We start from the raw sequence: 21,504 nt of genomic DNA on the forward strand, positions 1-21,504 counted from the left end.
GCCGGCGTCAAACCCCGGCGGCACCACCCGAACCAGACGGTTCACTCAGCCGGCCGCGGCAACAGGCAGCCGCCGGTGGTCTGGTACTGCGGGTATCGGTTGAACCACGCGAGCCTGGAAGCGAACGCACCACCGGCGTGTCCGGATGCCGGATGGTCGGCAGGGGTGAGCGCGTCGGATGGTGATCGGACAGATACGATGCGTGCCGGGCGGCGGTGGTGGTTCGGACGTGTCGGTCCCGGAGCGGCGGACCTCGCCCGCTTAGCCTGAGAACTCCGGACGCGAGCAGCGGGAGGCCGCCGAAATGGCGAACAGCATGCTCGGCCGCGACATGGCGGTCGACCTGGGCACGGCCAACACTCTCGTCTACGTCCGCGGTCGCGGTGTGGTCCTGAACGAGCCCTCGGTCGTCGCGACCAGGACCGACGAACCGCGCGAGGCCGTTGCCTTCGGCCACGAGGCGAAGAAGATGATCGGCCGGACGCCGGGCAACATCACCGCGATCCGGCCGCTCAAGGACGGCGTGATCGCCGACTTCGACGCCGCCGAGCAGATGCTGCGGTACTTCATCCAGCGGGTGCACCGCCGCCGGTACTTCGCGAAGCCGCGGATCGTCGTCTGCGTGCCGTCCGGGATCACCGCGGTCGAGCAGCGCGCGGTCCGCGACGCCGGCTACATGGCCGGGGCCCGCAAGGTCTACATCATCGAGGAGCCGATGGCCGCCGCGCTCGGCTCGAACCTCGAGGTCCGCGACGCCACCGGCAACATGGTGGTCGACATCGGCGGTGGCACCACCGAGGTGGCGGTGATCTCGTTCGGCGGCATCGTCACCAGCCAGTCGATCCGGGTGGCCGGCGACGCGATCGACAAGGCCGTCGTGAACTACTGCAAGAAGGAGTACTCGCTGATGCTCGGCGAGGCCACCTCCGAGCAGATCAAGATGACCATCGGCTCGGCCTTCCCGACCACGGACGGGCCCGACTCCGAGATCCGCGGCCGGGACATGGTTTCCGGCCTGCCGCGGACCGTGAAGGTGTCCTCGTCGAGCATTCGGCAGGCGATCGAGGAGCCGATCACCGCGATCGTGGACGCGGTCAAGGCGACCCTGGACAAGACGCCGCCCGAGCTGGCCGGCGACATCGTCGACCGTGGCATCGTGCTGACCGGCGGCGGCGCGCTGTTGAAGGGCATGGACGAGCGGCTCCGGCACGAGACCGGCATCCCGATCCACGTCGCCGACAACCCGCTGGACGCGGTCGTGCTCGGCGCCGGCAAGTGCGTCGACAACATCGAGACGCTGAACCGCATCCTCGTCACCGACCGCCGCTGAACCTGGCTCGGGAGACCCATGCTCAAAGACCTCGGTACCCCCGCCAAGGGCCTGGTCCGCTCCGCCGGAATGCCGCCGCAGATCCGCCGCCGCCGGGCCATCCTTGCGCTGGTGATCCTGGCCTCGTTCACGCTGATCGTGCTCGACGCGCGCCGCTCGGCCGGCTCTCCGGTCGAGCCGTTGCGGCAGGCGGCCGCGTCGGTGTTCGGCCCGCTCGAGTCGGGCGCGACCTCGGCCCGGCAGCCTGTGGACAACCTCCGGGACCGCTTCGCCGTAGTGGATAAGCTCAAGGCCGAGAACGAGAAACTCAAAGCAGAGAACGAAAAACTCAACAATGAGCTCCAGACCACGGACTACGCCCGCAACCGTGCGGCCGAGCTGGACGGGCTGCTGAAGGTCGCCCCTGCCTACAAGGTCACCCCGGCCCGGGTGATCGGGATCGGCAGTGCGCAGAGCTTCAACCAGACGGTCACGATCGACGCCGGCACGGCCGACGGCGTCCGGCCGGACATGACCGTGCTGAACGGCGACGGCCTGCTCGGCCGGGTGGTCCGGGCGACCGAGGCGACCGCGACCGTGCTGCTGATCGGCGACCGGAACTCGACGGTCGGTGGCCGCCTCAACTCCACGATGGCGCTCGGGTTCGTCTCCGGCCGGGGCGAGGTCGCCGGCACCCTCGACTACAAGCTGGTCGATCTCAAGGCCCGGCCGAAGCCGGGGGACCGGATCGTCACCTGGGGATCGTCGGGCAACGCGCCCTACGTGCCCGGGGTCCCGATCGGTGTGGTCACCTCCGTCACGCCCAACCAGGGCACCCTGGGCTCGACCGCCGTGGTGAAACCGTTCGTCGACCCCAGCAGGATCGACACGGTCGGGGTGGTGACGGGTCCGCCCGCGCGGGCGCCACGGACCACGGTCTCACCGGAGAAGGGACGCTGACATGCCCGCGCTTCGGATCGGTCTGGCCGCGCTGTTCCTGATGATCGCCGTCACCGTGCAGACGTCGATGCTGCCGCAGCTGGCGGTCGCCGGGGTGACGTGCGACCTGGTGATGATCGTGGTGGTCGCACTCGCGCTGTCCCGCGGCCCGGAGTGGGGAGCGATCGCGGGATTCGGCGGAGGCCTGTTGCTCGATGTGGTTCCGCCCGCGGATCACACCGCGGGTCGATGGGCTCTCGCGCTGGCTCTGGCCGGCTATGTCGCCGGCCTGATCAGGCGCGAGACCTCAGCCGGTCCGCTGGGACCACTCGGGGTCGCGCTCACCGTCGTGCTGTCTGCTGCGCTGTCACTGCTCGTGTACTCCGCCACGGGGTCGCTGCTGCACGATCCCGCCGTCGACTGGGGCGAGTTCGGCGTCCGCCTCGGCATCGCCGCCGGGTACGACGTGGTCGGCGCGATCGTGGTGATCCCCTTGGTGATGTGGGTGATGCGCCGGGTGGTTCCGGCCCGTGAGCGGCGGCGGGTGCTGCCTTGAGGCGGGTGCTGCGATGAGCTTCGACAGCTTCAACCCGGCTCCGCTGAAGCCGCGATTGCGCCTGTTCGTGATCCAGGTGCTGGTCTTCTCGCTGATGTTCACCCTGCTGGCCCGCCTGTGGTACATGCAGGTGATGTCGTCCGACGACTACTCGCAGGCAGCGACCCAGAACCACACCCGCGAGGTGCTCGTCCCGGCGCCGCGCGGCACGATCGTCGACTCGGCAGGCCGGACACTCGTGGGGAACAGGGTGTCCCTGGTGATCACCGTCGACCGGTCGGTGCTGGCCAAGCTCCCGGACGATCAGCAGAAGGCGGTGCTCGCCCGGCTTGCGAAGGTGCTCGGCCAGAAACCGGCCGACCTGACCGCCCGCACCATGCTCTGCGGTGAACCCGGGGCGTCGAAACCACCCGCCTGCTGGAACGGCACGCCGTACCAGCCGATCCCGGTCGCGAAGGACGTCAGCGAGCAGATCGCGATCGAGGTGATGGAGCGCCGCGAGGACTTCCCGGGCGTGGCGGCGGAATCCACCCCGCTCCGCGCCTACCCCGCGCCGTACGGGGTGAACGCCGCGCACATCCTCGGCTACCTGTCGCCGATCACCACGGGCGAGCTGGACGCTCTCGACAAGGCCGGGCAGGACTCGGTCCCGCACCGATCGGACCTGGTCGGCCGGGCCGGGGTCGAGCGGACGTACGACGCGATGCTGCGTGGGACGCCCGGCGTCAAGAACGTCATCGTGGACGCGGTCGGGTACACCACCGGCCTCCAGAAGCAGACCGCGCCGGTGCCGGGATCGACCCTGATGACGAGCATCGACGCGCGGATCCAGGCCTCGGTGGAGCAGCAGTTGCGCGGGGCAATCATGACCGCCCGCAAGCAGTACGACAAGATCACCCGGCGCAACTACGTCGCAGACTCCGGTGCGGCCGTGGTGATGGACACCAAGACCGGCCAGATCGTCGCGATGGCGAGCTACCCCAGCTACGACCCGGGCGTCTGGGTCGGTGGCATCTCGCAACGCGAACTGGACGCGCTCTACTCACCCCAGTCCGGTACTCCGCTGCTGTCGCGGGCGTTGCAGGCCCAGCTGGCGCCCGGTTCGACGTTCAAGCCGATCACCACCGCGGCCGCGATGGCCAACGGCTACAGCACGAAGACCCGACTGGACTGCTCGCCGAACTTCGTGGTCGGCAACCGCAAGTTCAAGAACTACGAGTCCGCCTCCTACGGGATGATCGGCTTCGACCAGGCGCTCGCGCTGTCCTGCGACACCTTCTTCTACCGGATCGCGTACGACCTGTGGCTCAAGGAGGGCGGCAACTCCGGCGATCTCAACGCCCGCGACCCGCTGGTGGAGATGGCGCAGAAGTTCGGCCTCGGCCGGCCGACCGGGATCGACCTGCCCGGCGAGACCGGCGGCCGGATCGCCGACCGGAAGTGGAAGAAGGAGTACTACGACGCGCAGAAGGACTACTACTGCAAGCTCGCGGACAGCCCGCCGGCCGGAACGTCGAGCTTCCTCAAGCAGTTCTCCCGCGAGTTCTGCGCCGACGGCTACCGCTACCGCGCGGGTGACGCGGTCAACTTCGCGATCGGCCAGGGCGACACCACGCTGACTCCGTTGCAGCTGGCAACGGTCTACTCGGCGCTGTCGAACGGCGGCATCCTCTGGGAGCCCCACGTGGCGAAGAAGGTGATCGGGCCGAACGGCAAGGCGAAGGCGGTCCCGGCCAAGATCTCCGCCCGGCTGCCGGTGCCCCCGAGCACCCTGAAGTACATCGACAAGTCGCTGAAGGAGACCACCAGAACCGGTACTGCGGCCTGGAAGTTCGTGGGCTTCCCCCTTGACCAGGTGCCGGTGCGCGCCAAGACGGGAACCGCCGAGGTCTACGGCAAGCAGACGACGTCCTGGCTCGCGTCGTACACGGATCGGTATGCCGTGGTGATGATGATCAGCCAGGCCGGCACGGGTTCGGGCGCCTCCGGAACGGCCGTGCGGCACATCTACGAGACGCTCTACAACATCAAGCCCCCCGCACCGCCGGCGAAGAAGGCCAAACCATGAGCCTCCTGACCCCGATCCGCCCGTCCTGGTCTCGCGTCGACCGCAGATCTGCTTTGTGGCAGGCGGACTGGGTCCTGGTCTTCGGCGTGCTCGCCCTGTCGGCGATCGGCGCGCTGCTGATCTGGTCAGCGACCTACCGGCGGACCTCACTCACCGACGGCAACCAGCACGCGTTCATGGTCAGGCACGCACTGAACTTCGCCATCGGCCTGGTGCTCGCGATCGGCGCCGCCGTCACCGACCACCGCCGCGTGCGCCTCCTCGCCCCCTTCCTGTATGTCGCGTCGGTGCTCGGGTTGGTCCTCGTGCTGGTGCCAGGGGTCGGCGCGGTGATCAATGGGTCGCGCTCGTGGATCCAGCTGCCCTGGATGTCGATCCAGCCCAGCGAGTTCGCCAAGCTCGCGGTGATCGTCGGGATGGCGTTGCTGATCGCCGAGAAGGGCGAGACGAACCACCGCGACGTTCGCACGATCGACATCGCCCAGGCGATCGCGGTGGCCGCAGTACCGGTTGTGCTGGTGATGCTGCAGCCGGACCTCGGCACGGTGATGGTGCTCGGCTCGATCGTGTTCGGCATCATCGCGGTCTCGGGCGTACCGAAGCGCTGGATGCTCGGCATCGTCACCGCCGCCACCGTGATCGCGGTGCTGGCGATCCAGCTGAACGTGCTGAAGAAGTATCAGCTGGCCCGATTCACCGCCTTCGCCGATCCGTCGCAGGACCCGCAGGGCATCGGCTACAACGTGAACCAGGCCCGGATCGCGATCGGCAACGGCGGCGTCTTCGGCCAGGGGTTGTTCCACGGGTCGCAGACGCAGAACGCGTTCGTGCCCGAGCAGCACACCGACTTCGTCTTCACCGTGGCGGGCGAGGAGCTCGGCCTGATCGGGGCCGGCGCGATCATCTGCCTGTTCATGCTGATCCTCTGGCGCGGCCTCCGCATCGCGGTCAACGCGCGCGACGCGTTCGGCCGGCTGATCGCCACCGGAATCGTCTGCTGGTTCGGGTTCCAGGCCTTCGAGAACATCGGCATGACGCTCGGCATCATGCCCGTCACCGGCCTCCCGCTGCCCTTCGTCTCCTACGGCGGCTCCTCCATGTTCGCCGGCCTGCTGGCAGTCGGCCTGCTCCAGAACATCCACCTCCGCTCGCACCGGATGTGACTCCGCTCGGGCTGACAACCTCCGTAGGGTGGGCTTCATGCGACTCGATTACCAGATGACCGGTCCTGAGGATGCGCCTGTCGTGCTGCTCGGCTCGTCCCTCGGTACGACGCGTGAGATGTGGGCGCCCCAGCTTGAACCGCTGTCCGAACGGTTCCGGGTGATTGCCTTCGACCATCGTGGCCATGGCGGTTCGGAGGTCCCGCCCGGGCCCTACTCGATCGAAGACCTCGGCGGGGATGTCGTGGAGCTGCTCAACTCGCTGTTGGTTGAGCGGGCGTCGTACGTCGGGATCTCGCTGGGCGGAGCGGTCGGTCTCTGGCTGGCGGAGAACGCGCCGGACCGCTTCCACCGGTTCGTCCTGATGTGCCCACCGGCCTATCCCGCGGCGGGCGCGCAGGTGTGGACCGATCGTGCCGCGCAAGTCCGTGCCGAAGGCACCCAATCGATCGTCGACGCCACCCTCGGCCGGTGGTTCCTGCCGGAGTTCAAGGACATCGAGCCGGTTCGCGAGCAACTCCTCAACACCTCCGACGAGGGCTACGCCTCCTGTTGCGAGGCGCTCGGCGCGATGGACCTGCGCGACGAACTCGCCGAGATCACGGCGCCCGTGCTGCTGATCACGGCCGAATCCGACACGTCGATCCCGCCGGAGACCGTGGTGCCACTGGCCTCGCAGATCCCGGGCGCGCAGCTCGAAATCATCGAGAACGCCGCTCACCTCGTCAGCTACTCCCACCCCGAGGTGATAAACCACCTGCTGCTGGCCCATCTGAGTTAATCGTTTCCGCTCGCGCAGCCGGGGGTAGAAGCAGACCTGGGCGTGAGGCACCGGGGGTTCTGCCTGCCCATCTCATCGGTTGACGAGCGGAGATGGTGGTCGTGATGGGGCTGAGCGAGCGAGCGGCTCGACGGGCGCGGATCATCGGTGCGGGCGCCTTGGTAGTGGTGCTGGCGGCGGCGGGACTGGTTGGCGCCAGTGCGCGGGACAACTGCGGGATGGCCCAGACGCCCTCTGTGGGTGCAAGAGCAGAGGCCAGCTGGGAGCGGGTGGAGCACAAGCTCTCGGGCGAGCCTGCCGAGACCGAGACCGCCGGGATGCCGGCGATCTGTGCTGCGCACTTCGAGCTGCAGGAGCGGGCAGGGGCCGGCGCCACCGGGCCGGCGGACTACCTGACCACAAAGTTCTCCTCGGGCAAGGACATCAGCCTCGACCAGATTCGGCAGGCTCGCACCCAGGCCGCCAAGATCCCGGACGATGCGGGCAAGAAGAGCTGGAGCTACGTCGGCCCGTCGAACATCGGCGGCCGGATCGTCGGCCTGGTGGTGGATCCGACCCAGCCGGACACCGTGTACGTCGCGGCGTCGGGCGGAGGCGTGTGGCGCAGTACAGATGCGGCCAAGACCTTCACGCCCGCCTGGCCGGCCAGCCAGAACCAGACGATGGGCGCGTTGGAGCGCGGCTCGGACGGCACACTCTGGGCGGGTACCGGCGAAGCCAACCCGCCCGGCGGTGGCCTGACCTTCTTCGGCGACGGCGTCTACTCCTCGACCGACGGTGGCAAGAGTTGGCGCAACCGGGGCCTCGGGGACAGCGCCGCGATCGGCCGCATCGCCGTGGACCCCACCAACCCGCGCCGCATCTTCGTGGCGGCCTCCGGCTCGCCGTACAAGCCGGTGTCCCAGCGCGGCCTCTACCGCAGCGAGGACGGCGGCAAGTCCTGGCAGCAGGTGCTTGCGCCGCCTAACGACACCACCGGCGCCATCGACCTCGTGATCGACCCCGTCAACCCGAAGCGGATGCTGGCGGCGTTGTGGGACCACCATCGCACCGCAGGCACGCGCACGTACGGAGGGGTCGGCTCCGGCTTGTTCCGCAGCGGGGACGGCGGCACCACCTGGACCCGCGTCCAGAACATCACCAAGCTGTCCGATGGCGACGCGTCCGGGCTGACCTCCGACGCGAGTCTCGGCCGGATCGGCCTGGGGATCGCGCCGAGCCGACCCGATCGCGTCTACGTCATCACCGGCACGCAGTACGGCGCTGAGAAGGGCTTCTACGTCTCCGACGACTTCGGCACGTCCTTCGCGGCGGGTGGCAAAGCCGGCGGCAACAGCCGGTACCAGTGGTGGTTCGCGAAGCTCTGGGTCGACCCGGCGAACCCGGACCACCTGTTCAGCGCCGACCTCAACATGCGGGCCTCCAACGACGGCGGCAAGACCTGGGCCGCGCTGTCGGGCCTGCACGCCGATCAGCACGCGCTCGCGTGGGACCCGAAGGTGCCGAACCGCCTGTACGTCGGCAACGACGGCGGCGTCTACCGCTCCGACCAGAACGGCGCGACGAACTCCTTCATCCATGCCGAGGTGGAGCCGTTCAACCAGTCGTACCACCTGGCTGTCGCGCAGGACGATCCAACGAGGCTAGCCACCGGGCTGCAGGACAACGGCAGCGTGCGGTCCTGGACCGCGGCGAGTCCGCCCAGCGACCTGACCCAGTTCAACGCCTTCGGCGGCGGCGACGGTCACTGGGTGCTGATCGACCCGACCGACCACAACACGTACTACGAGTGCCTGCAGCAGGGCACCTGCCACGGTCACCAGGACGTGAACGGCACCGAGACGAGCTGGAACTTCGGCAGCCGCCACAGCGAGCGGATCACCACGGACGCACCGATGGCATTCGACCCGAACGACCCGTCGATCATGTACTTCGGCGGCAACGTGCTCGACCGCTCCACCGATCGCGCCCACACGTTCACCGCGATCTCGCCCACGGGTGCCGCCGACCTGGCCGGCGGTCCGCCCACCGGGGAGGAGCCCGACCCGGTCTACACGAACAGCTACCACACCATCAGCGCGATCGGTGTCGGCCGTGATTCCAAGACCCTGTACGTCGGGACGGACAACGGCTTGCTCTGGCGCAGTGACGACCTCGGCGCGAACTGGACCAAGCTGGCGGGCGTGCCGCAGCGCTGGGTCAACGCGATCGTGGTCGATCCGCGATCGAAGGACCACGTCTGGGTCGCCCTGTCCGGCTTCCGGGAGGGCTCAGCGGCCTCCTCGGTTTTCGAGACCCGCAACGGCGGCCGCACCTGGACCGACGCGAGCGGGAACCTGCCGAACGCCCCGGTGGAGATGTTGACCTACGACCCGGTCCGCAACCGCCTCTACGCCGCCACGGACTTCGGCGCCTACACAGTCAGGTCCGGCCGGCGCGACTGGACCCGCATCGCCAAGGGCCTGCCCCAGACCTCGGTGCTCGACATCAAGGTCAGCGGCGACGGCGCCACCGTCTACGCCGCCACCTTCGGCCGCAGCATCTGGAAAGCCCCCGCACCCCGCTGAGCCCTCGGGGTGACAACCGTCGTCAGCCACCTGGAGTTCATCTGGGACGCAGATTGGCGCTCGTTCCTCGCCTCCCGCAGCCTGGTTCGGACCTGAAGGCCGGTTGATCCGGCGCTCGGCGTTAGGCTGGTAGGCGCTCTGTCCTCTGACCGGAAGTTCTGTGATGACTGTTGAATCTCTGTTTCCGCGCCTGGAACCGCTGCTGCCGGGTGTGCAGAAGCCGATCCAGTATGTGGGCGGTGAGCTCAACTCGGTCAGTAAGGACTGGGATTCGGTCAGCGTCCGCTGGGCGCTGATGTATCCGGACGCGTACGAGGTCGGCCTGCCGAACCAGGGTGTCCAGATCCTGTACGAGGTGCTGAACGAGCGCGAGCACACCCTCGCGGAGCGCACGTATGCCGTCTGGCCGGACATGGAAAAGGTCATGCGGGACAACAAGATCCCGCAGTTCACCTTGGACAGCCATCGGCCGGTGCGCGCGTTCGACGTGTTCGGGATCTCCTTCTCCACCGAGCTCGGCTACACCAACATGCTGACCGCGCTCGACCTGGCCGGCATCCCGCTGTACGCCGTGGATCGGACCGACGAGGACCCGATCGTGCTTGCGGGCGGGCATGCCGCGTTCAACCCGGAGCCGATCGCGGACTTCATCGACGCCGCCGTGCTCGGCGACGGCGAGGAGATCGTGCTCGCCATCTCCGAGGTGATCCGGGAGTGGAAGGACGAAGGGTCCCCGGGTGGTCGCGACGAGGTGCTGATGCGGCTCGCGGCGTCAGGTGGCGTCTACATCCCCAAGTTCTTCTCTTTCGACTACCTCGAAGACGGCCGGATCAAGCGCGTCGCGCCGAACAAGCCGGGGGTCCCGTGGCGGACCGCCAAGCACACGGTGATGGACCTCGACGCCTGGCCGTACCCGAAGAAGCCACTGGTCCCGCTGGCCGAGACCGTGCACGAGCGGTACTCCGTGGAGATCTTCCGCGGCTGCACGCGGGGTTGCCGCTTCTGCCAGGCCGGGATGATCACCCGCCCGGTGCGCGAACGCAGCATCACCACCATCGGCGACATGGTCGAGAACGGGCTGAAGCAGTCCGGCTTCGAGGAGGTCGGCCTGCTGTCGCTGTCATCGGCGGACCACAGCGAGATCGCCGAGGTCGCCAAGGGCCTGGGCGATCGGTACGAGGGCAGCAACGTGTCCCTGTCGTTGCCTTCGACAAGGGTTGACGCGTTCAACATCACGCTGGCCAACGAGTTCTCCCGCAACGGCCGTCGCAGTGGTCTGACCTTCGCCCCCGAGGGCGGTTCGGACCGGATGCGCAAGGTGATCAACAAGATGGTCAGCGAGGAGGACCTGATCCGCACGGTCGCGGCGGCGTACAGCCACGGCTGGCGGCAGGTGAAGCTCTACTTCATGTGCGGCCTGCCGACCGAGACCGACGAGGACGTGCTCGCGATCGCCGACCTGGCCAAGCGGGTGATCGCCACCGGTCGCGAGGTATCCGGCCGGCGGGACATCCGCTGCACGGTGTCGATCGGCGGATTCGTGCCGAAGCCGCACACGCCGTTCCAGTGGGCCGAGCAGCTCGGCGTGGAGGAGACCGACGCCCGGCTGGCCAAGCTCGGCGCCGCGATCCGTTCGGACAAGAACTACGCGAAGGCGATCGGCTTCCGGTACCACGACGGCAAGCCGGGCATCATCGAGGGCCTGCTGTCCCGCGGCGACCGCCGGGTCGGCCGGATCATCGAGCAGGTGTGGCGCGACGGCGGCCGGTTCGACGGCTGGAGCGAGCACTTCTCCTACGAGCGCTGGATCGAGGCGGCCGACCAGGCACTGGCCGACGAGCCGGTGGACCTGGCCTGGTACACCACCCGCGAACGCGAGTACGCCGAGGTGCTGCCCTGGGACCACCTCGACTCCGGGCTCGACCGCGAGTGGCTGTGGGAGGACTGGCAGGACGCGCTCGAGGAGGACGGCGCGATCGAGGTCGAGGACTGCCGCTGGACCCCGTGCTTCGACTGCGGCGTCTGCCCGCAGATGGGCACGGAAATCCAGATCGGCCCGACCGGCAAAAAGCTGCTACCTCTCTCCGTGGTCTGAGCGTCCCTGCGTCCGAAGAAGTGGTGGGCTGGACCTCCAGTTCTTCGGACGCAAGCACTGAGCTGGAGGGGCGGTTAGCCGAGGACGCCTCCCAGAGCCTCGAAGTCCGACCAGTTCTCGCCGTCAAACGACTTGTGGTGCAGCGCTCGGTCCGCGCCGACGACGAAGACGTCGAGGCGACCCGGGCCCCACGAGACCACCGAGCCCGCTGGTCTGGGTCGAACGGCGGCCGGCGCACCGAGCCAGCCGGCCAGGGCGGCGGCGTTCATCCGCAGGATCTCCGCGGCCAGCGACCAGTCGATGAAGTTGAGCGTGTCGTTGGCCGAGTGGATGTGCCCGTTCGCGCTGTCCGCGCCCTCGATCGTCAGCACCGCCGGGATCGCCGCATTGATGAACGGCACGTGATCGCTCGCGAACGGGTTGAGCGAGGTCTCCACCTTCAATCCGGTGTACGTCGCAGCCGCCGTCGCCAGGTCCGCGATCTGCTGTGACGACACTGTGGCGCCTTCCAGCAGCACGGTCGGTATCGCGGTGTTGGACGTCGCGATCATGTCCATGTTCAGGACGGCGCGGATCCTCGCCCGCTCGGCGGCCGGCAGCGCCGCGACGTACTGCTTGCTGCCGAACAGCCCCTCCTCCTCACCACCGAACAGGATCAGCCGTACGTCGTGCTGCCACGGGCGGCTGGCGATCAACCGCCCGAGCTCGAGTACTCCGGCCGATCCGCTCGCGTTGTCGTCCGCACCAGGCGCGTTCGCGCTGGGACCGCCGGCGAGGTTGATCGAGTCAAGGTGCGCGGTGATCACCACGAGCCCCCTTGGCTCGGGCCCCGCGCCAGGCCGATCCCCGATCAGGTTCTCGGAATGACTGGCGCCCACGGTGATCGGCGTACGGGTCACGCTGTAGCCGAGGGCAACCATCCGGGCGGTGGCGAAATCCACCGCGGTGGTGAAGGAGGTACTGAGCGAATGCCGCGTCGGCAGACTCGCGAACCACGTCAGATCGGCCTGGTACGACGTGGGCGACAACTGGCTGAGCAGACTCGCCACCGCGGGATCGACGCGTGCCGCTGAGACTGCGGGGACATCCACGATCAGACCGGGCCGCAGCGGTTCCACCCGCCAGCACTGAGTCGACTTGCGGCGTGGTTTGTCCGCGGCGGAGATCACCAGCTGGCGACCGTGGTCCAGCAGCGGCGTCACGTCGGGGTGTTCGTCCTGGAAGGTCCGCCCGACCTGGGTGACGACCAGCAGGCCGGGTGCGGTCCGGGACGCCCGGCCGAGCCGCTCACCGGCCGGGACCCAGAGAATCGTCTGCTCGCCGAAGCGCGCCGAGTCGGCACCGGTAGCGACGTTGACGGTCGGTACGACCAGATAGCGAACAGGTGAAGGCGTAGTCATGTCACTCCTGCCAAGCGAGTTCGAGGCGATCAGGTGTGGCGGTGACGACCCGCACCGAGCCTGGCATGCCGCCGGCGCGGGTGATCACTCCCGACGGGTCCCACCTCCCGGTTTTTGCTTCCGGCGCGTCACCGCGGCCGATGACCCACTCGATGAAGGTCCCGTCCGGGCGGAACTCCACCCCCCGCCGGCCACGGGCCGGCGGGAAGGCGAAGTCGTCGCGGCGATAGACACGCAGTCCGTCGTGGTCCTCCTCGAAGGAATGCGTCCACCGGCCGAGCAACGTGTCGGTGTTCAGCTCCGCACCGGTTCCCCGAGCGTTGCCGACGGGATGTCCGCGGGCGAGTCGGGCACGGTCATCCTGAAGTCGGTGACGAGGCCGCCCAGTGACTCGTAGCCGGTGACGGACGGTCCCCAGCCGGATCCGTCGTACCACTTGTGGTAGAGCGCGGAGTCGGTGCCGATGACGAACACGTCCAACCGGTCCGGCCCCCACGACGAGACCCGCGGCTCCTCGGTGCAGACGCCGCCCATGTACTCCCAATCCGTGACGGACGGTCCCCAGCCGGATCCGTCGTACCACTTGTGGTACAGCGCGGAGTCGGTGCTGAGGACGAACACGTCGAGCCGGTCCGGGCCCCACGAGACGACCGTCGGAGCGGTGGCACACAGGCCGCCCATGTACTCCCAGTCCGTCGACCACGAGGAACCGTCGAACCACTTGTGGTAAAGGGCGTAGTCGATGCCGATGACGAACAGGTCGAGCCGGTTCGGCCCCCATGCGACAGCCCGAGGGGCGGAGGTGCAGTAGCCGCCGAGGTACTCGAAGTCGGTCGACCAGGCAGACCCGTCCCACCACTTGTGGTAGACCGCGTTGTCGGTGCCGAGCACGAACACGTCCAGCCGATCGGGGCCCCAGGCAACTACCTCGGGCTGGCTCATGCAGACTCCACCGAGGGATTCGAAGTCGGTCGGCGAAGGTCCCCAGCCGGTGCCGTCGTACCACTTGTGATACAGCGCCCGGTCGGTCCCGATCACGAACGCATCCAGCCGGTCCGGACCCCAGGAGGCTACCCGCGGCGGACTCATACAGACGCCGCCGAGGGATTCGTACCCGGTCGTCGAGGGTCCCCAGCCGGTGCCGTCGTACCACTTGTGATACAGCGCGTGGTCGGTTCCGAGGACGAACGCGTCCAGCCGGTTCGGTCCCCAGGACGCCACTTCAGGAGCACTCATACAGACACCACCCATGTATTCGTAACCGCTGACGGTCGGTCCCCAGCCCGTTCCGTCGTACCACTTGTGATACATCGCGTGATCCGTGCTGAGGACGAACGCGTCCAGCCTGTTCTCGCCCCACGACACCACCGGTCCGGCCGGCTCCGGCGTACGGGTTGCCGCCCCGGAGCCCTGGTTGAGGTTCGTCCGGACCGTGTCCAGGCAGGCCTGCATCCGGGCGCCCTGGTCTTTGGTGAACATCACCATGCCGCGATCGTCGGTGTAATCCATGTAGTTGACGAACAGGTCGCCGTTCGGCCCGTTGCTGCACGACGTCTTCGGGAACGTCGGTACGCCGAAGTTGGGGCCGCCCTGGTTCGGCGTGTCCGCGACCTCGTCACTGCCGCTGCACCCGGTGCCGTCATCGCCCCAGATGTGGAACAGGTTCAGGTAGTGCCCGATCTCGTGGGTGGCGGTCCGGCCCAGGTCGAACGGCGCGGCCGCAGTGCCGTTGGTGCCGAAACCGCTGTGCAGGATGACCACACCGTCGGTGTCCGCCGGTCCGCCGGGGAACTGCGCGTACCCGAGCAGGCCGCCGCCGAGTTGGCAGACCCACATGTTCAGGTATCTGTCCGCCGGCCACGGGTCGATGCCGCCGGTCGCCGACGACTTCACCCTGTCGTCCGTGCTGAAGGACGCGGTCGACGTCTGGGTCCGGGTGACACCCGTGGTCGGGTTTCCGTTCGGGTCCTCGTCGGCCAGGTAGAACTCGATCCGCGAATCCGCGACCAGCCCGCTGAACGGCGCCGGGACGAACCCGAGGTCGGTGTTGGCGGCGCGGAAGTCGCGGTTCAGTACGTCGATCTGGCTGTCGATCTGCGCCTGCGAGATGTTCTGGGTGGCGTTGTTCCAGACCACGTGGACGACGACCGGAATCCTGGCGACGCCGGCAAAACGTTGCTGGCGGGCCACGTATTGCATCGTCGCGTTCTCGATCGCGGACCGGGCCGCGGCGTACTCCGGTGAGGTCGACAGCAGCCGGCGGTGCACGTCCATCACGCCACACTGCCGCCGCGTCGGCTGCGGCTCCCCGCCGGAACCACCCATCCCGCCGGAACCGCCCATCCTGCCGGATCCGCCCATCCTGCCGGATCCGCCCATCCTGCCGGATCCGCCCATCCTGCCGGATCCGCCCATGCTGCCGGATCCGCCCATCCCGCCGGATCCGCCCATGCTGCCGGAACCACCCATGCCGCCGGATCCGCCCATGCTGCCGGAACCGCCGCCTGGCATTCCGGATCCGCCCGGGCCTCCCGAACCCGTGGAGCCGCTCATGCCCATCGCTCGTCCGGTCGAGCCGGACCGCGTCCCGTTGGCGGCCGTGCCCCTCGAGGGCGTCCCGTTCGCCGATGATGCGTCGCCGGTCGGCATGCCGCCGCCCGGCATCTCGTCGCGGGCCCGGTTGGTCTTCTCCGTTCGGCCGTTGGCCTTTCTCGGCATTGCTCCCCCTTGCTGCTGTGCGGGGTCGATGAGCAGGACGGAACCTGCCGCGGCGATGTCGATCACGCGTGCCAACAGTTCCGGACCGGGACGCTTCCCAGATCCCCCAGACCCACGACCCAGCCGAAGACGGCGCTTGCCGCCTTCCCCCACTGAACAGGTTGCCCCCAAGGTCACTGCTCGCCTAACACCTTCCTCCCGTCACCGCCGGTGCACAACCCCATAGGCTTGGGTAGTCAGTTCCGCTGACCCCCTTGGCAGGCGTTGGAGAATTGCGTGACGAGGAGGACACATGCGGCGAGAGTTGTCGGTTCCGTTCGAGGTACGCGGCCAGCGCGGCCTGATCAATGTCCGAGTGCTGCCGAACGACGACCCCTGGGCCTCAGGCCACCAACTCGTAGTACCGGATCTCGACGCCGAGGCCTACCGCGGTTTCCCGATCTGTACTGCGACGCTTCGCTACCACGGGCAGGGCATCAACGCGATCATGGGCTGGGTCCAGCTCATCACCCGCGAGTTCGACGGCGACGTCTCGGTCGACGCGCTGCCGATGCTGGCCGAGGCCGGACCGCTCTACGCCTACGGCCATCTGCCCACGTTCTTCGACGCTCCCGCCAACCCGGGCCACCCAGACGGCGAATGGCGCGCGGACACCTTCCTGGTGATCGCGCCCGACGTCGTCCGCACCCGGGCCCTCGAGCCGGTGGCCGCCTTCTCGTGGGGCTACCGCATCACGGGCGGCTACCCCGACGTCCTCGACCCCGTACGCCGCGACGCGTCCGACTGGTCCGGCCACCGCACCGTCCTCGCCACCAGCTACCCGGACTGGTCTTTCCTCTAGCCTGGCTGGCCGCGCCGGGGCCGATTCGCGAAGGGCTGACCCCTGAGGTGGAGGGTTGCCACCTCATATTCTCGGGGGCCCCTCCCCACCATTTCAGGGGGCAACCCACCACATCGGGGGGCAACCCACCACATCGCCGGCCAACCCACCACATCGGCGGCCAACCCACCACATCGGGGGGCAACCCACCATTTCGGGGGGCAACCCACCACATCGGCGGCCAACAGCCACCACGTCGGGGGCCAACCTTTGGCCGGGGGCGGTCTTGCCGGTATCGGGTCGGCCGGACTGGGCCGGGTGGGTGGTAGAGGGCACGGGCGGGGCCGTTTGCTGTACCGACCGACAGGAAGTGGTCGCCCGGTCGGGTGATCGCGCCGGTGCTCCAGGCGGTAGGCCGGCCCCAGTCGGGGACTACTTCCTGTCGGTCGGTACAGCCGAGCCCCGAACCGGACCCTGGACCCCCCGGAACCCCGGAACCCGGCCCCTGAATGCCGGCCCCTGAATGCCGGCCCCTGAATGCCGGCCCCTGAATGCCGGCCCCTGAATGCGGGCCCCTGAATGCGGCCCCTGGACCGCGACCTTGTGCACGGCTCGACCATTTCCGGGCGCCGGAAACGGCTGAACCGTGCACAAGGTCGCCGATTCCCTCGGGGCTGAGCCGAACGTGCCACCCCGCCGGGGCGTCAGACGGCGAGCTGGTTTACCCAGACGTGTTGGTGTTCTACCGGGCGGAAGCCGAGGTGGTTGTTGACGGCGATCATCGGCGAGTTGGCTTCGGCGTTCCAGGTGTGGATGGTGGCCGGGGCTTGGGTCCGGGCTTGGAGGGCCTGGAGATTGGTGATCTTGAGGGCCAGGCCGAGGCGGTGGCCGCGGTGCTCGGGGCGGACGAGGGTGTCGCGCTGGTCGAGCCGACCGGAGCGCTGGGGGGATCCCGTCAGCTCGGTGTACCCGGCGAGGGATCCGCCCGGCGCTACGGCGACCGTCGTACTGGCGAAGCGCCCTTGGGTACGCCGGTGTGCCTCGACTGAGCGGAGTCGTTCGGGCGTCCAGCGCTTCGGTTCGATCTCCAGTTCGTCGAGCGGGACCTCCTCGTCGACGAGGCTGAGCATCCCGCAGAAGTCCTCGACGTACTCCGCCGGGCACTCCCCGTGCCAGGTGACGAAGGTGTAGTCGCGGTGGTGAGGTGCAACCTCCAAAGCTTTCTCGGACAACCCGGCGACGGGGTAGTCAAGCACCTGATGCAGAGCGGCGTACTGCGAGATGAATCCCCGCGCGGCCGCGAACGCCGAGCCCGGGCCCACCTCAGCGCCGTACGGGCTGAACGTCTCCCCGAGCAGCACGCTCCGTCCGCCTTTCACACCCTCGGCCCGGACGGCATCCAGCAGAGCAGATCCAGCACCAAGACGGCGATGCGCAGCGTCAACCGCGATGTCGGCCACGAGCAGGTGCTGGTTCTCGGCGAGCGACCAGGTCAGCCAGGCTGCTCCGATCACCTCGTCGCCCTCGACGCACGACAAACAGCTGAACCGGTACTGCGGGGGCGGGGACGTCAGCAATACCAACGCCTCATCGCCCGGCATCAGCGTCGGAAACTCCCGCTCGGCCGCGACCTGTTCCAGCACCACGAACGCACTCGGGGAATCGCCGGCCTCTACAACGCGAACCTCCACAGCCAACTCTCCAAGTCGCATCCGAAGTACCTAAGTGCTCCGGACCCAACCAGCAAAGAGGGTCAGCGCGCAGGGTCAGCCAACCGAAGAGGTCAGTGGTGGGGGCGGAGGGCCCGGTTGGCGGCGGGTTCGGCGATCTGGGCGCGGAACGGGTGCGCCGGGTAGACGCCGAGCAGGCGGACCTCTACCGAGAAGAAGGCGAGCTCCTCCAGGGCGAGCGCCACCTTCGGCTCGTCCGGATGGCCTTCGACGTCGGCGTAGAACTGGGTCGCGAAGAAGGTCCCGCCGAGTTGGTAGCTCTCCAGCTTCGTCATGTTGACGCCGTTGGTCGCGAAACCGCCCAGTGCCTTGTAGAGCGCGGCCGACACGTTGCGGACCCGATAGACGAAGCTGGTGATGACCGGCCCCGACCCGACCGGCGGTACTTCGGGCTCCCGCGACAGAACAAGGAAGCGAGTGGTGTTGTGGTGCTCGTCCTCGACGTCGTTCGCCAGCGTGTGCAGGCCGTAGAGCTCTGCCGCGGCCCGCGGGGACAGGGCTGCCACGGACGGGTCGCCCAGCTCGGCGACCTCGCGAGCGGCCCCGGCGGTGTCGTCGGCGACCACCGTGGACCAGCTGTGCTCCCGGATGATCTTGCGACACTGCCCGAGTGCGTGCACGTGGCTGCGCACCGTCTGGATGGACGCCATGGTCGCGCCCGGTACGCCGAGCAGCTGGAAGTGGATCGGCAGGAAGTGCTCGCCGACGATGTGTAGCCCGGACTCCGGCAGCAGGTGGTGGATGTCGGCCACCCGGCCGGCGATCGAGTTGTCGACCGGGATCATGGCGAGCCCGGCGGAACCCTTGCTGACCGCCTCGAGCGCGTCCTCGAACGTCGTACAGGGCAGCTGTTCGCGTTCCGGGAACATCTCGGTACACGCCATCGCCGAGTTGGCGCCTGGCTCACCCTGATAAGCGATCGGTCCGTCCACGATCACCCAGCCTAGCCCCGCGACATCTCACGCTCTGGATCAGGTGTCCGTCTTGCGGACCTTCTTGGGTGCGCCGGTGGTCGCGCGGCCCTCCAGCGTCTTGGCCTTGGTGGCGTACATGTCGATGTACTCCTGGCCGGACAGCTCCATGATCTTGTACATGATCTCATCGGTGACGGCCCTGAGGATCAGCCGGTCCTTCTCCATCCCGTCGTAGCGGGAGAAGTCCAGCGGCTCGCCGAACTTGATCGTGGGGGCGGCGAGCGAGGCGACGATCTTGCCGGGCGGCGCGACCACGTCGGTGCCGATCACTCCGCACGGGATCACCGGGACCTTCGCCTCCAGCGCCAGCCGGGCCACACCGGTCCGGCCCTTGTAGAGCCTGCCGTCGTGCGAGCGGGTGCCTTCGGGGTAGATACCGAACAGTTCGCCGCGCTCCAGCACCTTCATCCCGGCCCGGATCGCGCCCTCGGACGCCGAACCGCCGGAGCGGTCGATCGGCACCTGGCCGGTGCCCTTGAAGAAGCCGCGCTGGAAGCGGCCCTTGAGGCCGGCCCCGGTGAAGTAGTCGGACTTGGCCACGAAGGTGACCCGGCGGCGCACCACCAGCGGCATGAAGATCCAGTCGGCGTAGGACAGGTGGTTGCTGGCGATGATCGCCGGCCCCACGTCCGGGATGTGCTCGGCGCCTTCCACCTTCGGCCGGAACAGGCGTTTGACCGGCGGGCCGACGACCACGTTCTTCAGCAGCCAGTAGATGCCCTTGCCATCACCGTCACCGGCGTTGTCGACCGGGTCCACCCGGTCCGGCTCCTGCCTCGGCGGCTGCGCCGGTTCCGTCATCGATGTCCTTTCCTCACGTTCCCCGAGCCCTCATGATGCCGTACGAAGCCCAGTCGTGGCTCGAGAGCGTTTCGAAGGGATGAGATGAACGGATTGCGGGTGGCTTCGCTGATCGCGGCCACGATGACCACGGGACTGGTGGCCGGGGTGTACGCGATCTATGCGAACGCCTTCATGCCCGGTCTCGCCAAGACCGACGACAAGACGTTCGTCAGCGCGTTCCAGGCGATCGACCGGGCGATCATCAACCCGGTGTTCCTGGGCCTCGGATTCGTCGGCGCGCTGTTCTTCACCCTGCTCGCTGCGCTGTTGCAGTTGAGGGAGGACGCGCTGCCGTGGATCGCGGTCGCGTTCGCGCTCTACCTGATCACCATGATCATCACGATCGCCGTGAACGTGCCGCTGAATGACGCGCTCAAGGCTGCGGGCGATCCGAAGACGATCGACGTGGCGGCCGTCCGCGCCGCCTTCGACGAGAGCCGCTGGCGCGCGTTCAACCTGATCCGGGTGGTGCTGAGCATCCTCGCCTTCGGCCTGCTGGCCTACGCGCTCGTGCTGACCGGCAAGTCCAGCGCCTAGCCCTTGACCGCACGCTGAGGCCGGACCGCCAGCAAGAGCGCATCCGCAACAGCCTTGCGGGCAAGGGGAATCAGCCCCGACGCAGTCGGACTGCCGCTGGTGGCGAGGCGGGATGGTGAGCGGGACGGGGAGAACTGCCAGAATGGCGGACGTGGCACCAGTTCAGGCACCTCCGTCCCAGCAGCTTCCCGCGGTACAGAAGCTGCGGATCCGCTTCGCCAAGCGGGGACGGCTGCGGTTCACCTCGCACCGCGACTTCCAGCGCGCGTTCGAGCGGGCCGTACGGCGCGCCAACCTGCCGGTGGCCTTCTCGCACGGCTTCAGCCCGCACCCGAAGATCTCGTACGCCGGGGCCGCGCCGACCGGGGCCGCCTCGGAGGCCGAGTATCTGGAGATCTCGCTCACACAGGAGCGGGATCCTGAGAAGGTCAAGGCTGACCTGGACGAGGCCCTGCCGCCGGGGCTGGACATCGTCGAGGTGGTTGTTGCCTCGGCAGGGTCTTTGGCGGACCAGCTCGAGGCGAGCGAGTGGCTGATCGCGTTGCCGGGCGTGGATCCGGCCGAGGCGGAGCAGGCGGTCCAGGCCTTCCTCGCCCAGGACGAGATTCTGGTCGAACGCATGACCAAACGGGGACTTCGCTCGTTCGACTGTCGGAACGCCGTTCTCCGACTCGCTGTCGGCAGTGAACCGGCGCCGGTTGAGACGTGTGCGATACTGCAAGTGGTGTTACGGCACGGAACCCCGGCCGTGAGACCCGACGACGTTCTCGCCGGCGTGCTCGAAGTAGCGACGCTTCCGGTGACGGGCCCGGCTCTTCTGACCAGGCTCGCCCAGGGCCCGCTCATCGCGGCAACCGGCACTGTGGACGATCCGCTCGCTCGTGACCGCGACGCCACCCAGGCGACCGCGACCGGCCAGGCGGTCGACCACCAGACGCATGTAGCGGAGGGCGACGCCGCCGCTCCATCTGTGCCCTGACGAGCGCGGGGGAGCGGATCCAGAA

The 21,504-nt window shown here is 68.4% G+C and carries 17 protein-coding genes; 11 read left to right on the forward strand and 6 right to left on the reverse strand.

The genetic code is table 11. The features are described 5' to 3' along the window. Positions 1-304 precede the first annotated feature (304 nt). From mreB to ABD210_RS06035, 8 genes are all read left to right on the forward strand, one after another. On the forward strand, positions 305-1,330 hold the full coding sequence (gene mreB, locus ABD210_RS06000) for a rod shape-determining protein (RefSeq protein ID WP_344109677.1): 1,026 nt from the start codon (positions 305-307) through the stop codon (positions 1,328-1,330). Between the two features lie 18 nt (positions 1,331-1,348). Continuing rightward, complete coding sequence (gene mreC / locus ABD210_RS06005; RefSeq protein ID WP_344109680.1) at positions 1,349-2,269, forward strand: rod shape-determining protein MreC; 921 nt, start codon at positions 1,349-1,351, stop codon at positions 2,267-2,269. 1 nt (position 2,270) lies between these two features. Then, positions 2,271-2,804, forward strand: coding sequence for a rod shape-determining protein MreD (mreD, locus tag ABD210_RS06010; protein WP_344109683.1), 534 nt, complete (start codon positions 2,271-2,273; stop codon positions 2,802-2,804). 13 nt (positions 2,805-2,817) lie between these two features. Further along, the gene (gene mrdA, locus ABD210_RS06015; protein ID WP_344109685.1) at positions 2,818-4,872 is read left to right on the forward strand and encodes a penicillin-binding protein 2; all 2,055 of its coding nucleotides are present in this window, start codon (positions 2,818-2,820) and stop codon (positions 4,870-4,872) included. Then, positions 4,869-6,035 carry a rod shape-determining protein RodA gene (gene rodA, locus ABD210_RS06020; RefSeq protein WP_344109687.1) on the forward strand — a complete coding sequence of 389 codons (1,167 nt, stop codon included), beginning with the start codon at positions 4,869-4,871 and terminating at the stop codon, positions 6,033-6,035. Before mrdA ends, rodA begins: the two co-directional genes overlap by 4 nt. 37 nt (positions 6,036-6,072) lie before the next feature. After that, entirely contained in the window at positions 6,073-6,816 is a 744-nt protein-coding gene (gene pcaD, locus ABD210_RS06025; RefSeq protein ID WP_344109690.1) for a 3-oxoadipate enol-lactonase, read from the forward strand. A 92-nt stretch (positions 6,817-6,908) separates the two neighbouring features. After that, positions 6,909-9,383: a WD40/YVTN/BNR-like repeat-containing protein gene (locus ABD210_RS06030; protein ID WP_344109692.1), complete on the forward strand. Its 2,475-nt coding sequence runs from the start codon at positions 6,909-6,911 to the stop codon at positions 9,381-9,383. Positions 9,384-9,546: 163 nt separating this feature from the next. Further along, on the forward strand, positions 9,547-11,478 hold the full coding sequence (locus ABD210_RS06035; RefSeq protein WP_344109694.1) for a TIGR03960 family B12-binding radical SAM protein: 1,932 nt from the start codon (positions 9,547-9,549) through the stop codon (positions 11,476-11,478). A gap of 74 nt (positions 11,479-11,552) precedes the next feature. Here the strand turns inward: ABD210_RS06035 and ABD210_RS06040 are convergent, their stop codons facing one another. Genes ABD210_RS06040 through ABD210_RS06050 form a run of 3 tightly spaced genes read right to left on the reverse strand, consistent with a single transcriptional unit; the run spans position 11,553 to position 15,596 of the window. Next, positions 11,553-12,878: a M28 family metallopeptidase gene (locus tag ABD210_RS06040; protein ID WP_344109697.1), complete on the reverse strand. Its 1,326-nt coding sequence runs from the start codon at positions 12,876-12,878 to the stop codon at positions 11,553-11,555. A gap of 1 nt (position 12,879) precedes the next feature. After that, on the reverse strand, positions 12,880-13,161 hold the full coding sequence (locus tag ABD210_RS06045; protein WP_344109699.1) for a hypothetical protein: 282 nt from the start codon (positions 13,159-13,161) through the stop codon (positions 12,880-12,882). A gap of 11 nt (positions 13,162-13,172) precedes the next feature. Next, on the reverse strand, positions 13,173-15,596 hold the full coding sequence (locus tag ABD210_RS06050; RefSeq protein WP_344109701.1) for a DUF8189 domain-containing protein: 2,424 nt from the start codon (positions 15,594-15,596) through the stop codon (positions 13,173-13,175). 292 nt (positions 15,597-15,888) lie between these two features. Here ABD210_RS06050 and ABD210_RS06055 point away from each other — a divergent pair, with 292 nt between their 5' ends. Further along, positions 15,889-16,437: a hypothetical protein gene (locus ABD210_RS06055; protein ID WP_344109703.1), complete on the forward strand. Its 549-nt coding sequence runs from the start codon at positions 15,889-15,891 to the stop codon at positions 16,435-16,437. Positions 16,438-17,120: 683 nt separating this feature from the next. Here ABD210_RS06055 and ABD210_RS06060 read toward each other — a convergent pair. The 3 genes from ABD210_RS06060 to ABD210_RS06070 form a co-directional block, all read right to left on the reverse strand. After that, a complete protein-coding gene (locus tag ABD210_RS06060) occupies positions 17,121-18,128 on the reverse strand; it encodes a GNAT family N-acetyltransferase (protein ID WP_344109705.1) in 1,008 nt (335 codons plus the stop codon). Positions 18,129-18,199: 71 nt separating this feature from the next. Then, the gene (locus ABD210_RS06065; protein ID WP_344109707.1) at positions 18,200-19,078 is read right to left on the reverse strand and encodes a prephenate dehydratase; all 879 of its coding nucleotides are present in this window, start codon (positions 19,076-19,078) and stop codon (positions 18,200-18,202) included. 39 nt (positions 19,079-19,117) lie between these two features. Then, entirely contained in the window at positions 19,118-19,921 is an 804-nt protein-coding gene (locus tag ABD210_RS06070) for a lysophospholipid acyltransferase family protein (RefSeq protein WP_344109709.1), read from the reverse strand. Between the two features lie 84 nt (positions 19,922-20,005). Between ABD210_RS06070 and ABD210_RS06075 the strand changes: the two genes are divergently transcribed. Both ABD210_RS06075 and ABD210_RS06080 read left to right on the forward strand, forming a co-directional pair. After that, complete coding sequence (locus ABD210_RS06075) at positions 20,006-20,500, forward strand: anthrone oxygenase family protein (protein ID WP_344109711.1); 495 nt, start codon at positions 20,006-20,008, stop codon at positions 20,498-20,500. A 151-nt stretch (positions 20,501-20,651) separates the two neighbouring features. After that, the gene (locus ABD210_RS06080; protein ID WP_344109713.1) at positions 20,652-21,479 is read left to right on the forward strand and encodes a TIGR03936 family radical SAM-associated protein; all 828 of its coding nucleotides are present in this window, start codon (positions 20,652-20,654) and stop codon (positions 21,477-21,479) included. Positions 21,480-21,504 lie beyond the last annotated feature (25 nt).

Origin of the sequence: Kribbella alba, from assembly GCF_039529635.1 — a bacterium.
In the GTDB taxonomy this organism is placed as follows: Bacteria; Actinomycetota; Actinomycetes; order Propionibacteriales; family Kribbellaceae; genus Kribbella; species Kribbella alba.